The 15678-nt window shown below is 35.2% G+C and carries 8 protein-coding genes and 5 pseudogenes; all 13 read right to left on the minus strand.

Going from position 1 to position 15678, the window contains the following annotated elements; genetic code table 11:
- Positions 1–44 precede the first annotated feature (44 nt).
- The 13 genes and pseudogenes from rbfA to uppS all read right to left on the minus strand — a co-directional run bounded on the left by rbfA (position 45) and on the right by uppS (position 15637).
- Positions 45–398: a 30S ribosome-binding factor RbfA gene (gene rbfA / locus JCM21714_RS02080; RefSeq protein WP_035721344.1), complete on the minus strand. Its 354-nt coding sequence runs from the start codon at positions 396–398 to the stop codon at positions 45–47.
- A 21-nt stretch (positions 399–419) separates the two neighbouring features.
- Positions 420–698 (minus strand): DUF503 domain-containing protein, encoded by a 279-nt coding sequence (locus JCM21714_RS02085; protein ID WP_035721347.1) that lies wholly within the window; start codon positions 696–698, stop codon positions 420–422.
- Positions 698–2790: pseudogene (gene infB / locus JCM21714_RS02090) on the minus strand (translation initiation factor IF-2). The gene JCM21714_RS02085 and the pseudogene infB overlap by 1 nt, the downstream one beginning before the upstream one ends.
- A gap of 60 nt (positions 2791–2850) precedes the next feature.
- Positions 2851–3117, minus strand: a pseudogene (locus tag JCM21714_RS19000) (L7Ae/L30e/S12e/Gadd45 family ribosomal protein); the annotation flags it as partial.
- 1 nt (position 3118) lies between these two features.
- Positions 3119–3388, minus strand: coding sequence for an RNase P modulator RnpM (gene rnpM, locus JCM21714_RS02095; protein WP_035721350.1), 270 nt, complete (start codon positions 3386–3388; stop codon positions 3119–3121).
- Positions 3389–3400: 12 nt separating this feature from the next.
- Positions 3401–4547, minus strand: a pseudogene (gene nusA, locus JCM21714_RS02100) (transcription termination factor NusA).
- A 13-nt stretch (positions 4548–4560) separates the two neighbouring features.
- Entirely contained in the window at positions 4561–5034 is a 474-nt protein-coding gene (gene rimP / locus JCM21714_RS02105; protein WP_035721353.1) for a ribosome maturation factor RimP, read from the minus strand.
- A gap of 309 nt (positions 5035–5343) precedes the next feature.
- Positions 5344–9648: pseudogene (locus JCM21714_RS22665) on the minus strand (PolC-type DNA polymerase III).
- A gap of 233 nt (positions 9649–9881) precedes the next feature.
- On the minus strand, positions 9882–11585 hold the full coding sequence (locus JCM21714_RS02115) for a proline--tRNA ligase (RefSeq protein WP_035721356.1): 1704 nt from the start codon (positions 11583–11585) through the stop codon (positions 9882–9884).
- 31 nt (positions 11586–11616) lie between these two features.
- Positions 11617–12876, minus strand: coding sequence for an RIP metalloprotease RseP (rseP, locus tag JCM21714_RS02120; RefSeq protein WP_035721359.1), 1260 nt, complete (start codon positions 12874–12876; stop codon positions 11617–11619).
- A gap of 26 nt (positions 12877–12902) precedes the next feature.
- A complete protein-coding gene (dxr, locus tag JCM21714_RS02125; protein WP_035721361.1) occupies positions 12903–14048 on the minus strand; it encodes a 1-deoxy-D-xylulose-5-phosphate reductoisomerase in 1146 nt (381 codons plus the stop codon).
- Positions 14049–14073: 25 nt separating this feature from the next.
- A pseudogene (locus JCM21714_RS02130) lies at positions 14074–14855 on the minus strand (phosphatidate cytidylyltransferase).
- 14 nt (positions 14856–14869) lie between these two features.
- Positions 14870–15637, minus strand: a complete 768-nt coding sequence (gene uppS / locus JCM21714_RS02135) for an undecaprenyl pyrophosphate synthase (protein WP_035721363.1) — start codon at positions 15635–15637, stop codon at positions 14870–14872.
- Between the last annotated feature and the right edge of the window lie 41 nt (positions 15638–15678).

Below are 15678 nucleotides of genomic sequence, written 5' to 3' on the forward strand. Positions count from 1 at the left end.
TTATTTCAGTCAGAAAACCCTTGTATTTACAAGGGTTTCTAGTACTATTTATCTTCTGATTCATTTATTTCCCTTAAAATATGCTCAATACGATTTCCTCGTTCTATCGTATCATCAAAATCAAACATTAATTCTGGTGTTTTTCTTAGTCGAATTCTTTTACCTATTTCAGAACGGATAAATCCCTTTGCTTTAGCAAGACCAATCAGTGTATCTTGTTTTTTATTTTCATCACCAAGAACAGAAATAAATACTTTTGCTTGTTGTAAATCTCCTGTAACTTCCACGTCTGTAATTGTAACGAACCCAACTCGTGGATCTTTGATTCTACGAGAAATAATATCACCAAGCTCTTTTTTCATTTGTTCGGCGACTCGATTTGAGCGTAATTCACTCATCTGTATCACCTCTTTCCAACTCTATCTTATTTCGACATTTGTTACTGTTCTTTCTACTTCAGTAAAGAAATCGATCAATTCTAATGCCTGCTGGATAATTTGATCTCCTATTTCTGCCGATTCTGAAACTGTAACGATTCCAAATTTTGTGCGCTGCCACAAATCTTGAAAGTCTAATTCTGAAAGAGCAATATTTAAATCTTTTTGCAATCGATTTTTAATTCTTTTTAGTATTGACCGTTTATCCTTTAATGAATGACATTCATACAAGAAGATTTCCACTTCTGCATATGTGACCATTATACTTCGATTTCCTGCATCACATAGGCTTCAATTACGTCGCCTTCTTTAATATCATTATAATTTTTAATTGTAATCCCACACTCATAGTTTTGAGCAACCTCTTTAACATCGTCTTTAAAAACGTTTTAGTGTATCAATTTCACCTTCATAAATCACAACACCATCTCGAATTAATCGTATGCCTGCATCTCTTGATACTTTACCCTCTGTTACATATGCGCCTGCGATTGTGCCAATTTTGGAAACCTTAAAGATTTCTCTCACTTCAACCTGACCGATTACTTTCTCTTCAAATTCAGGATCTAGCATCCCTTTCATTGCTGCTTCTACTTCTTCAATCGCTTTATAGATGATTCGATGTAAACGAATATCAACTTTTTCGGATTCTGCTGCTTTTTTCGCGTTATTATCTGGTCTTACATTGAATCCAATAACAATTGCATTCGATGCAGATGCTAAAATAACATCTGATTCTGTGATAGCTCCAGCACCAGTATGAATGATATTAACTTTAACTCCTTCTACATCTATTTTCTTTAAAGATGCAGCTAGTGCTTCTACAGAACCTTGAACGTCTCCTTTTAGAATAACATTGATATCTTTAATATCACCCTGCTTAATTTGTTCAAATAAATCATCTAAGCTAACACGCGATTGTGTTCCACGCTTTTCTTCAATTTGTTTTTGCTGTCTCATCTCACCTATTTGGCGAGCTTGTTTTTCGTCTTTAAAAACAACAAATGAATCACCAGCTAGTGGTACCTCGTTTAAGCCTGTAATTTCAACAGGAGTTGAAGGACCTGCTGATTTAATACGTCTACCTAAATCATTAACCATAGCACGAATACGACCAAACGTATGTCCAACAACAATCGGATCGCCTACTCTTAGTGTACCATTCTGCACCAATAATGATGCAACAGGGCCACGACCTTTATCCAATTGCGCCTCAATTACAGTACCATTAGCTAAACGATCTGAATTTGCCTTTAGTTCTTCAACTTCAGCAACAAGCAAAATCATTTCTATTAAATCATCAATACCTTCACCTTTTAAGGCTGACAATTGCACGAAAATCGTCTCGCCCCCCCCATGCTTCTGGAACTAACTGATATTCTGTTAATTCTTGCATTACACGATCGGGATTAGCACCTTCCACATCTATCTTATTAACGGCAACAATAATTGGAACTTCCGCTGCTTTAGCATGATTAATAGCTTCAATAGTTTGTGGCATTACACCATCATCAGCTGCTACAACTAAAATTGCAATATCCGTAACTTGAGCACCACGTGCACGCATACTTGTAAATGCGGCGTGACCAGGTGTATCAAGAAAAGTCACTCTTTTATCATTTTCTCTAACTTGATAAGCACCAATATGCTGTGTAATACCGCCAGCTTCGCCTTCTGTAACTTTAGTATGACGAATCGCATCTAATAATGTCGTCTTTCCATGGTCTACGTGCCCCCCCATAATTGTTACAACAGCTGGCCGTTCTTTCAATTTCTCAGGATCTTCTTCATCTATATAATTTGCAAGATCTGCTTTATCAACCTCAACCTCACGTTCGACTTCCACACCATATTCACCACAAATTGACTCCAGCGCATCGTGATCAAGAGCTTGATTCTTAGTAGCCATCACACCAAGAGATATTAGTTTTTTAATAATTTCATTAGTTTGTTTATTTAATTTTTGAGCCAGCTCACTTACAGTTAATGACCCAGAATAGACTATCTTATCAGCTTGTTTTAATTGTTCTTGCTCCTGTTTTTCAACTTCCTGTGTTGGTTGTTCTGATTTTATTTGCTGATTATTTTGTTGGTTGTTTTTCGTTTGCTTTTGATTATTTTGTTGATTTGTATTGTGTTTTGGTTTCGATTGCTGATTATTTGAATTCTGATTTTTTGATGATTGTTCTTTCGATTTCGGCTGAAAAATTTGATCCAACTTTGTTTTCATTTCAGTTGAAATGGTTGACATGTGATTTGATACAGGTAGTTCTATTTCTTTTAATTTATTAATAATATCTTTACTTGATTTATTTACTTGCTTTGCGTATTCATATACTCGTATTTTTGACATACGTTCACCCCCCCGATTATTTTCATCAAGTAATGCCATCAATTTCATCGCAAATCCTTGCTCATCAATTGATACTGCTACACGACCTGATTTACCAACTGCCTGTGATAGTATATCACGCTCATCTACAAAGAAAAAAGGAACTTTATAAAACTTGCATTTATCCGTTAATTTTTTCCGTGTCTGATCTCCTATATCACTCGCAATTAATACTATTCTTGCCCTATTTGACTGAATCTCTTTTACAATTAATTCTTCACCAAATGTACATTTCCCAGCACGAGTGGCTAAACCTAATATATTTAAATAAGATTTCTTATTCTCCATATTATTCGCCTTCAATCAGTGTTCTTAATTCCTGATAAATCGTTTCTGGAACTTTTATTTCAAGGTGTTTTTCTAAGGCACCATTTTTCTCTGCTTGTTCGATAACTTTAATATCTTTAGAAACATATGCCCCACGGCCATTTTTTTTGCCTGTGGGATCAACAGAAACTTCGCCTTCCCTTGTTTTTACCACTCGAATTAAGGATTGTTTAGGCAGCATTTCCTGTGTTACTACGCATTTTCGTAATGGGACTTTTCTCTTTTTAGTCATATGAATTCCTCCTTACTTGAATAGATCTTCATCCATATCCTCGTAGGACTCTTCATAATCTAAGCTATCCTCGTATTCAAGACCTTCCAGACTCTCTTGCAAGTCCTCTTCTGTTACAAGACCTTCTTCTTTTGCTTCTGTTTCGCTTTTAATATCAATTTTCCAACCCGTTAATTTAGCAGCCAGTCTAGCATTTTGTCCACGCTTTCCAATAGCAAGGGAAAGTTGATAATCTGGGACAATTACCGTAGTCGCTTTTTCTACTTCGTTAACAAGGACTTGGCTAACTTTAGAAGGACTAAGTGCATTTGATACGTATACTACCGGATCTTCCGACCACTCTACAATATCAATTTTTTCGCCTTTTAATTCATCAACAATCGTTTGAACACGTTGGCCTTTTTGACCCACACATGAACCAACTGGATCAATCTCAGAATTTTCAGCATGTACTGCAATTTTAGAACGATCACCCGCTTCACGAGCTACTGATTTAACTTCTACAGTACCATCATAAATTTCTGGTACTTCCATTTCAAATAATCGTTTCAATAAACCCGGATGTGTTCTTGAAACAAAAATATTTGGACCTTTATTTGTATTTTCTACTTTTGTAACAAACACTTTTATTCGGTCATGAACATGATATGTTTCAGTTTGCATACATTCTGATTCAGGCAATTTTGCTTCTACTTTACCAAGATTCACATAAATAAATCTGCATCCATACGTTGGATGGTGCCATTCATAATATCTTCTTCACGATCGATATACTCATTAAAAATAATGCCACGTTCTGCTTCGCGAACACGTTGCGTCACAACTTGCTTTGCAGCTTGTGCTGCAATACGGCCAAAATCTCTTGGGGTTACTTCAATTTCTAATACATCACCAATTTCATAGCTTGGATTAATGGTGTTAGCTTCACCAATTGAAATTTGCTGTTGATAATCTTCTACTACTTCTACAATTTCTTTTTGAGCAAATACACCCATCGTACTTGCTTTCTCATTTAAATCTACCCTTACATTTGTAGCAGATTTAAAATTTTTCTTATAGGCGGAAATGAGGCTGCTTCTAAAGCTTCCATTAAAACATTTTTATCAATTCCCTTTTCCTTTTCCAAATAATTCATTGCCTCAAACAATTCTTTATTCACACTTTCTCCCCCTTTAATCAAAAGTAACAGCTAAGCGAGCTTTAGCTATCTTCTTGAACGGAATTTCAACTTCTTTTTGTTTTGTTTTCTCCTTATACCGAATACTTGCAACACCTGCATTAAAGTCAATTAATACTCCTGTAAATTCTTTTACTCCAGCTATAGGCTCATATAATTTCACATAAATATTCTTGCCTATATTACTTTCAAAATCCTTTTCTTTTCGAAGTGGTCTTTCAACTCCTGGAGAAGACACTTCGAGAAAATAAGGTTCTGAGACTAAATCAAGCTCATCTAATTTTTCACTTAGCTTCTCTGAAACATGACCACATTCCTCAATATCTATACCGTTCTCTTTATCTATATATACCCGTAAGAACCAATTAGATCCTTCCTTTTCAAAGGCTACTTCTACTAGTTCTAAAGAAAGTTCATCCAAGATAGGTTTAGCCAAATCTGAAGTTTTTTCTGCAATCTTTTGTGTCACTTTATTACCTCCTTTACTACCATATTGTCTTTAAGATATATTTCCCGTTTTTAATATTCCATACACATTTCTAAGTATGTAATGATAAATCCTTGCCATGAATGGCAAGGGATTTATCAAAACCCTATATCGTTACAAGAATAACTAAGTAAGAAGAAAGAGTGGGGGGGATTCCCACTCTTTTCCATTCACATCAAATCTGATCTAAATATAGCACAAACAACCTAAAAATGCAAGGGATTTAATGGATTCTTAATACAAATGCATACAAAGTAAAAACTCACTGCAGGCTAATTATTCTGAATATCATTAAAATAAAGACAGTTGGTTTTTATCAGCCATGCCTTCTAAACAACCATGTTGATCTAAATACTCTAATACAGTTTTGGAAATTCTACTTCGTTCTCTTAAGTCTTCTTTTGATAAAAATTCGCCATCTTTACGAACTTTTTCTATATTAATGGCTGCATTGGTTCCTAATCCATCTACCGCATTAAAAGGAGGTATTAAGCTATCACCATCAACTAAAAATTTAGTGGCAGAGGATCTGTATAAATCTACTTTTTGAAAATGCAAACCCCCCCGTTCGTTCATTTCTAACGCTAACTCCAAAACAGTTAATAAGCTCTTTTCTTTAGGTGATGCATCATTACCTTTATCCAAAATTTCCTTTATTCTATTACGTATAGATTCTGATCCTTTTACCATTATATCTAATTCAAAATCATCTGCTCTTACCGTAAAATACGCAGCATAAAAATAGATTGGATAATGAACTTTAAAATAAGCGATTCGAATGGCCATTAATACATATGCTGCAGCGTGAGCCTTTGGAAACATATATTTAATTTTTTTACAGGAATCAACATACCAATCAGGTACATCATGTTTTTTCATTTCTTCAATCCATTCGGGTTCAAGGCCTTTCCCCCTTACGGACAAATTCCATAATTTTAAATGCTAACGATGCTTCCAGACCTTTATGCATTAAATAAACCATAATATCATCTCGACAACCAATTACATCAGGCAAACCACAAATACCTTTATTAATAAGTTCCTGAGCATTCCCTAGCCAGACATCTGTTCCATGGCTTAATCCAGAAATAATTACTAATTCAGCAAACGTTTTTGGTTTGGTATCCTCTAACATTTGTCTAACAAATCGCGTACCAAATTCCGGAACACCTAGTGTACCTGTTTTGCACATAATCTGATCAGCAGAAACGCCTAAAACTTCGGTCCCTGAGAAAATTTTCATTACTTCTTCATCATCTGTCGGTACATTTACTGGATCTATTCCGCTTAAGTCTTGTAACATCCTAATCATTGTAGGATCATCGTGCCCTAATATATCTAACTTTAATAAATTATCGTGAATGGAGTGGAAATCAAAATGAGTCGTTTTCCATTCAGAATTACGATCATCAGCCGGAAATTGAATAGGTGTAAAGTCGTAGATTTCTTTATCATCAGGAACAACTATGATACCCCCCCCAGGATGTTGACCTGTAGTACGTTTTGCACCTGTACATCCTTTAACCAATCGTTCAATTTCTGCCTGTTTGATTGTTAGTTCTTTATCACTGGCATATCCCTTTGCATAACCAAAAGCTGTTTTATCTGCTACCGTACCGATTGTTCCCGCTCGATATACCTTGTCTTCGCCGAATAATACTTTTGTATAATTATGTGCTATTGCCTGATACTCACCTGAAAAATTCAAATCAATATCCGGAACCTTATCACCTTTGAAACCCAAAAAAGTCTCAAATGGTATATCTTGTCCATCTTTCTTTAATTCTTCGTTACATTTTGGACATTTTTTGTCTGGCAGGTCAAAACCACTGCCAACTGATCCATCATTAAAAAACTCACTATGCTGACAAGCTGGACAGACATAATGTGGTGGCAAAGGATTAACTTCCGTAATTTCTGTAAAAGTAGCAATCAAAGAAGAACCAACAGAACCCCCTTGATCCTACAAGATATCCATCATCCAATGATTTTTTTACTAGTTTTTGTGAGATGAGATAGATAACCGCAAATCCATGTCCTATAATACTTTTTAATTCTTTTTCGATTCGTTTTTCTACGATCTCAGGTATTGGTTCGCCATATACAGACTTTGCAAAATTGTAGCTTAATTCCCTTATTTCCTCTTCTGCTCCATCAATATTGGGGGGGGTATATAAGTCATCTTTAACCGGTTTTACTTCTTCAATTTGATCTGCTAATTGGTTAGGATTGGTAATTACAATCTCTTTTGCCTTATCTTCTCCCAAAAAGGCAAAGGCCTCCATCATATCAGTAGTTGTTCGAAAATAGGTATTAGGTAAGGTTTGGCGATTCAGAGGATTCCCACTCTGAGATGCAATGAGAATCTGACGATATAGTTGATCATTCTCTTCTAAATGATGAACATTTCCAGTCGCAACACACGGCTTCTCTAAATCGTCCGCCAATTGAACAATATTTCGGATAATATCAATAAGTTGTGCTTCATTTTGAACCAATTCCCTATCAAAAAGATGTACAAAATTACTTGGTGGTTGCACTTCAATATAATCATAAAATTTTGCCTTTTTCTCTGCTTGTTCTTTCGATTTTTGCATCATTGTTTCAAAGATCTCACCCTGATCACATGCAGACCCTACTAAAATGCCAGTTCGCAATTGCTGTAATTTGGATCTAGGAATACGTGGTACCCGAAAAAAATAATCAATGTGTGCCATAGATACTAATTTATATATATTTTTTAAGCCTTCTTGATTTACAGCCAGTAATGTAGCATGAAAGGGTCTGGAACGTTGATAAGCATTTCCTTCCCCCCCATATGTTGATTAAACTGATTATGATTTACGATATTGCGTTCCAGGGACAATTTAATAAATTTCCACAATAAATAGCCCGTAGCCTCCGCATCATAAATCGCCCGGTGATGTTGAGTTAATTCGATATCTAGTTTCTTACACAATGTATTTAATCGGTGATTTTTTAATTCCGGAAATAGTAATCTCGATAACTCTAACGTATCAATTACAGGATTACTTGCTTCTTCATAATCGATTCGATTAAATCCTGCATTTAAGAAACCCATATCAAAATCGGCGTTATGTGCAACTAAAATTGCATTCCCCCCCATCCATTGCTGAAAATCTTTAAGTACATCTCCCACCTCAGGGGGCATCTTGGACCATTTCATCCGTAATGCCAGTTAAATTAATAGTGGTGTCTGATAATGAATGATGGGGGATTAGCAAAAGATTCAAAACGATCAATTATTTCACCATTATGAACTTTTACAGCTGCTAACTCAATAATGGTGTCATATATGGCGGATAAACCAGTTGTTTCCACATCAAATACTACATAAGTATCATTAGCTAAATCGCGATCTGCTTCATTATAAGCAATTGGTACACCATCATCGACAATATTAGCTTCTACACCATAAAGAATTTTAACGCCACTTTTTTGACCTGCGGCATATGCTTCAGGATATGCTTGCACAACGGCATGATCGGTAATCGCAATCGCTTTATGTCCCCATTTACCTGCTTGTTCTACAAGCTTTGATGCAGATACTACTGCATCCATTTGACTCATTAACGTATGGGCATGTAATTCCACACGTTTTTCATCCTGAAAACCCGGATCTTCTCGTGTAATCGAAGGTACTTGTTGAATATCTCTAGCCATCATGGTCAACTCATTAGAAAAATTATCCGTTTGAATCGTTCCCTTAGCCTTGATCCACATACCTTCCTTTAATTGTTTAAATTTTTCAGCATCTTGATCACCTTTTGAAAACATTTTAATATGATAAGAGTCTGTGTAGTCAGTAACTTTAAGGACTAACAAATATCTTCCTGACCGTAATTCACGTATATCAGAATCAAATACATAGCCTTGGAAAACTACGCTCTTTTCTTCCTCAATTATATCTTTCATACTTACCGCAATTTCTTTAATTGGATAACCTAATTGAACTGGTCCAGTAGAAATTTCAGGATTTGATTCTTTAGCTCTTTTTTCCTGTGCTTTAAACGCTTCCTCAACCGTTTTTCGATCCTCAAATGCTTTCGCTTGTTGAAATTTTTCTATTTCTTCCTGCTGATCTCCGACTTCCAATTGAATTACTTTTCGTGGAAGTCCTACTTTTAAGCAAAATTGATCAAATCGTGCTTGAATGTCTTTATTTAATTGTTCTTCAATACGATTAGTTATAGTTAACATAATATTATTATCGTTAATTAGAGGTTTTTTATTTTCAAATGTGCGGTATTTGGGTGAATCTGTGGTGAGTTCGGACAAGAAAATAGTCCAATAATTATTCCAATCGTTTTCTTCTAAACTGGGTTCTTCTATCTTTATCGTCCATGTAACTTTGGCTATAGATGATAAGGCTTCTGTTAATTTCAAGATCAATACTTGATACACATCGGCAGGTATCGATTTTTCTAAATAAAAGTGAAAATGCCATTCTTGATTGGAACGATACACTTCTAATTTTTCAATGGAACCTTCTTGAAGGTGTTTATTTTTCATATCATCCGCTATCCCAATTTGCTCAAGTAGCAATTGAAACTTCTCTTTCTTAGAGATGCTCATTTTCGATCTCCTTTTCGTAATTACTAAATATTTTAAAATATTCATTCAATGACACTGCCGATCTGACTGCTACAATAATGTGCTACAACGGCAGGCTTATATGCTTTTTTATCTTATTGTAAAAATATACTTTTCTTTTTTAACTATAACGACATTTTCATAGAAAGCAACTGCTAGTTTTATAATGGATAAAGATAATTCCCTTGCCTATGATTAATGACAAGGGAATTGTGCTATTTTATTAAAGAGTTTATTTTCTCTACTATGCTTGTTACTTCGAAATCCTCTTGTTCCCCCCCATTCTCTCTTAGCTTACATTCCACTATTCCCTCAGATGCTTTCTTTCCTACTGTAATTCGAATAGGCAAGCCAATTAAATCACTATCTGCAAATTTAACACCTGGACGCTCTTTACGATCATCAAACAAAACAGAAATATTTTCCATTTGTAATTGATCATAGATTTTTTCTGATAACTCCAGTTGTTCTTTATCTTTTGGATTGACAGTAATTAAGTGAACATGATACGGAGTGATCGCTACGGGCCACTTGATGCCATTCTCGTCATTATATTGTTCAACGATCGCAGCTAAAGTTCTTGATACACCAATTCCATAACATCCCATAATCATCGTTTCCTGCTTACCTTGCTCATTTAAATATTGAGCCCCTAACTTTTCTGCATAGAATGTTCCTAGTTTGAAGACATGACCTACTTCTATCCCTTTGGCAAATTTAATGGTACCTAATCCATCTGGTGAAGGATCGCCTTCTTGAATAAAGCGCAGATCCTGATACGAAGTAATCTTAAAATCTCGGTCGATATTAGCATTTATATAGTGCTTGTCAGTTTGATTTGCACCACAATATACGTTTCGCATCACAGAGACAGCATAATCAGCAATGACTTCAATTGCCTCTGGGACATTAACAGGACCAATAGAGCCAGCATCTGCCTTAAATAGTTGCTTAATTTGTTCTTCCGTTGCTAATTCCACTTCAGAAGTACCTAAGGCATTCTTAAGTTTAATATCATTTATTTCATGATCACCTCGTGATAATACCAGTACAAATCGATCATCCACTTTAAAGAGAAGTGACTTAATACCATTCTCCAATGGCTGTTCAATAAACTTTGAAACTTGATTCATGGTTTTATAACCAGGTGTATCTATAAATTCTAATTTTTTAAAACCATCTTTACTTTCTTCATAAGTAACTCTAACAGGTGCCATTTCAATATTTGCTGCAAAATCAGATTGGTTGGAATATGCAATCGTATCTTCGCCTATTTCTGATAACACCATAAATTCGTGTGTGTCTTTTCCTCCCATTGCACCAGAATCAGCAATGACAGCTCGAAAATTTAATCCACAACGGCTAAAGATATTCTTATATGCCTGAAACATTTTATCATATGCTTCATCAAGGCTTTGATAAGAAGTATGGAAAGAATAGGCATCTTTCATGACAAATTCTCTACCTCTTAATAAACCAAAACGAGGTCGTTGTTCATCACGAAATTTAGTTTGTATTTGATAAACATTTAATGGTAATTTTTTATAACTTTTTATTTCATCACGAAGATGACTGGTGATGACTTCTTCATGAGTGGCACCTAATGCAAATTCTCTATCATGACGATCATGCAATCGCATTAATTCCGGACCTAATTTATACCATCTACCTGTTTGCTTCCACAAATCAGAAGATTGTAACGCAGGCATTAGCATTTCAACAGAACCAGCTTTGTCCATTTCTTCGCGTACAATCTTTTCGATGTTCTTCAATACTTTATTACCCAAAGGTAAATAACTGTACACACCGGATACTGTTTGTCTAATATATCCTGCTCTTACTAAGAGTTGATGACTTTTAATTTCAGCATCTGCAGGTGTTTCTTTTAACGTAGGAATTATCATTTGACTTTGTCTCATCTTCTTGCTTCACCTCATTGATTCTAAATAATTATAAAAAGAGTCGTTGAATATCATTCCAAGTAACAACGATCATCAGTAACATTAATAAAGCAAAACCAATAAAATGAACAACTCCTTCTTTCTGAGGATCGATTGGTTTTCCTCTAACTGCTTCTATCCCTACGAATATTAACCTTCCTCCATCAAGTGCCGGCAGAGGAACAAGATTAATAATTCCTAAATTGACACTAAGTACAGCGGTCCATGTTAAAAAGTTAAGAAAACCAGTTTTTACTACTTGATCTGTTGCATCATAGATACCTACAGGTCCTGATAACATATCTATAGAGAATTGGCCGGTTACCAATTTACCTAGATTTGTCAGAATTAAGGTAGACCATCGATATGTCTCTTCAAAGCTATATGGAATCGATCGCAAAAATGACTTTTCCAATGCTAATGTGACACCGACTTGCCCAATTTCTTGTTCAGGTGTTTCAATTAACGCTGGCGTCACTTCAAGAGATATTTGCTTATCACCACGAAGTACGGTCATTTCTAATGACTCTTCAGGACTTGCTTGCACAATTTCCTGAAATTCTTCCCATTCACTGATAGCTTGATCTTCAATTTTTAACACAGTATCATTCGCTTGAAAACCAGCCTCTGATGCAGGACTATTATCAACTACAGAACCAATTCGAACATCTTCAACAGGTACTCCCTGAATATTGGCCAACACGATAAAGATAACAATCGTTAATACAAAATTCATTAAAGGACCCGCAAACAATTGTAATCCTCTTTGTCCAACAGTTTTAGAAGCAAATTGACGATTATATGGTGCTATCTGAGTAGACTTCTCATCCATGATGAAATCGGCTTTTGGATTGACATGGAAAGAATATTTAGAGTCTGCATCTATCTCATATCCCTCAATAATAAGAGCATGATCCAGATCGATATGCTCTACTTCTATCACTAAGGCATCAGGGTGTTTCGCTTTATTGTTTACAATAATCTGATTGACTTCCCCCCCTGCATCATTAAAAGTTAACCCAATATGTTGTCCTGGCTTGATATCAACAATTTCAGGGTCTTCCCCTGCCACTCGAACATAGCCACCCATTGGCAGCAATCTGATTGTGTATAGAGTTTCGTTCTTTACGGTTGAAAAAACTTTTGGCCCGAACCCGATGGCAAACTCCCTCACAAGCATCCCTGTTCTTTTTGCTACATAATAATGGCCAAATTCATGAACAAAAACGAGCACGCCAAACATTAAAATAAAGGCAATTACTGTATTCAAACAAAGCACTCCTTTCCCTTTTCCACTTAGCGATAACTCTTAAGGATTTGTCTTCTTATTTCCTGATCTATTCCGTTAATCGTTTCTAAATCAGGATTGGGTATAATTGTGTGATTTATCAAAGCATTTTCGATTACTTTTTCAATTTCTAGAAATGTAATCTTTTCTCTTAAAAATAAATCAACTGCCACTTCATTAGCTGCATTTAAAACGGTTGGCATGGAACCACCCTGTTTACCAGCTTGATATGCAAAATCTAAACATGGAAATCTTTTTAAGTCCATTTTAGAAAAGTGTAATGTGCTTATTTCAATTAAGTCTAACTTCTTTGAAATAGGTAGAGATAAGCGGTCAGGATAGGTTAAAGCGTATTGAATTGGTACTCGCATATCTGGTGTTCCTAATTGAGCAATGACGCTTGTATCAGCATATTCCACCATTGAATGGATAATACTTTCTTTATGTTGAATGACATCAATCTTATCATAAGGTATATCAAATAACCAATGCGCTTCAATTACTTCTAAGCCCTTGTTCATCATGGACGCTGAATCTATTGTTATCTTATCGCCCATACTCCAATTTGGATGATTAAGAGCGTCAGCAACTGTTACAGATTTTAATTCCTCTCTGGTTTTATCACGAAAACTTCCACCAGATGCTGTTAATATAATTCTGTTTATATCATGATGCGCTTCACCATTTAATGCTTGAAAAATAGCAGAGTGTTCACTATCTACTGGTAGCAAATCTACACCATACTTAGCAGCTGCTTCCATCACTAAATGTCCTGCTGTAACTAATGTTTCTTTATTTGCAATCGCAATTTGTTTTCTGGTTTTTATTGCTGCTAATGTAGCTTCTAAGCCAATGCTGCCCATTACTGCATTTACTAATACGTCTGTTTCAGAATCGGCACTTATCTCCTCTAATGCTTCCTTCCCTACTAAAACAGATGTATGACTATTATGTATATCTAATGCTTGTCTAATTTTTTCATCTTGAACAACAACTTTCCGCGGATGAAATTCATTTATTATTTCTTGTGCTTTTTCAACGTTACGACCAAACGCGATTGCGTATAACCGAAATTGATTGGAATGTTCTCGCAATACATCTAACGTCTGCCGGCCTATAGAACCTGTCGCACCGAGTAATGTTATATTTTTCATTTAAAACGCTCCATTTAATATTAGTTTATGATATAAAATGAATAAAATGTAACAAAGGAAAAACAAATAACCAGCTATCAAAACGATCTAAAATACCGCCATGTCCAGGTAGTAATTTCCCTGAATCTTTTACGTTATAATGTCTTTTGATGGCCGACTCAACCAAATCACCAATTTGTGCAAATATAGATGCAATAATAGTAACAACTATCACCAATAATAGAGAGTCATGTACGTTATAGAAGTATTGGAAAATAACAGCAACTATACATGCTACAACAATTCCTCCCAAAGCACCTTCAACCGTTTTATTAGGACTAATCTGAGGCCATAGCTTATGTTTTCCAAAGGTTCTCCCAAAGAAATATGCACCTGTATCTGTCGACAGTATTACTAGAATAGCATAAAAAATATAGACTAGTCCATTTTCTACCTCTCTGGTTTGAATAAAATAATAAAAGCCTAGTCCTACATAAATGGCGGCTAGAATTAAAAAACCTGCATCTTCAAACGTAAATTTATTTTTCACCAGTACAGTGTAACTTAACAATAGTAGCACAAAAAACATGAGTATCTCTAATCTGGTCGAAAAAAGATATATTCATCTTGAAATAATAAAGACCATAAAAAGACCACACCTAAAAAAGTTGGAATAGGGTATTTTGTCATATGGCGCATTTGTAGCAATTCTAAGAAACCTATAGTAGCAATGATATACATTATAATTTGAAAGGATAAACCGCTTAAAAATATAAACGGAAAGAATATCAATATTGCAATGATTGCAGTAATTATTCGTGTTTTCATAATATTTTCACACCTTATATTCCACCATAACGACGTTTTCTTTTCTGAAAATCGTTGATAGCTTTTTCAAATTCTTCAAAACTGAAATCAGGCCACAGTGTATCTGTAAACCATAACTCTGTATAGGCGGCCTGCCAAAGCATGAAATTGCTCAATCTCAGTTCACCACTTGTTCTAATTAATAAATCTGGATCATCAATGTGTGACGTATACAAACGTTCCTCCAATGTAGATTCTGTGATGTCCTCAATCTGATACTTTCCACTCTGTACATCCTGACAAATTTCTTTCACGGACTGGATCATTTCAAAACGACTGCCATAATTAATTGCGATATTTAAAATAAGGCCTGAATTATTAACTGTTTCTTCCTTTGCCCTCATAATAGCTAATTTCGTGTTTTTAGGTAAATTATCTATTTCACCAATAGTTTGGATCCTAACATTTTCTTCAACTAACTCTGGCAAATAATGCTGCAGGAAATCTATGGGTAACTTCATAATATATTCTACTTCTTTGGAGGGCCTTTTCCAGTTTTCTGTTGAAAAAGCATATAATGTTAATACTTCTATATTAAAATGATTGGCTGCTTTCACGATTCTTTTAACATTGTCCATTCCTTCTCGATGACCAGCCACTCGAGGAAGACCTCTTTTTTTTGCCCAACGGCCATTTCCGTCCATTATAATCGCAATATGCTTAGGTATATTCACTAATCGACTTTCACTTTCCCCTAAAATATCTTCTTTGTTATTTTTAAAAGGAAGCTTAAACAAACGCATAAATTATCCTCCACCATTCGAAAACAGTTCATCGTATTTTA

Origin of the sequence: Gracilibacillus boraciitolerans JCM 21714 (assembly GCF_000521485.1) — a bacterium.
Taxonomy (GTDB): domain Bacteria; phylum Bacillota; class Bacilli; order Bacillales; family Amphibacillaceae; genus Gracilibacillus; species Gracilibacillus boraciitolerans.

Excerpts from the sequence above, each read along its gene's own strand:
- JCM21714_RS02085 (WP_035721347.1), bottom strand. The coding sequence starts at position 698 with ATGGTCACATATGCAGAAGTGGAAATCTTCTTGTATGAATGTCATTCA.
- JCM21714_RS02115 (WP_035721356.1), bottom strand. The coding sequence starts at position 11,585 with ATGAGACAAAGTCAAATGATAATTCCTACGTTAAAAGAAACACCTGCA.
- dxr (WP_035721361.1), bottom strand. The coding sequence starts at position 14,048 with ATGAAAAATATAACATTACTCGGTGCGACAGGTTCTATAGGCCGGCAG.
- rnpM (WP_035721350.1), bottom strand. The coding sequence starts at position 3,388 with ATGACTAAAAAGAGAAAAGTCCCATTACGAAAATGCGTAGTAACACAG.
- rbfA (WP_035721344.1), bottom strand. The coding sequence starts at position 398 with ATGAGTGAATTACGCTCAAATCGAGTCGCCGAACAAATGAAAAAAGAG.
- uppS (WP_035721363.1), bottom strand. The coding sequence starts at position 15,637 with ATGCGTTTGTTTAAGCTTCCTTTTAAAAATAACAAAGAAGATATTTTA.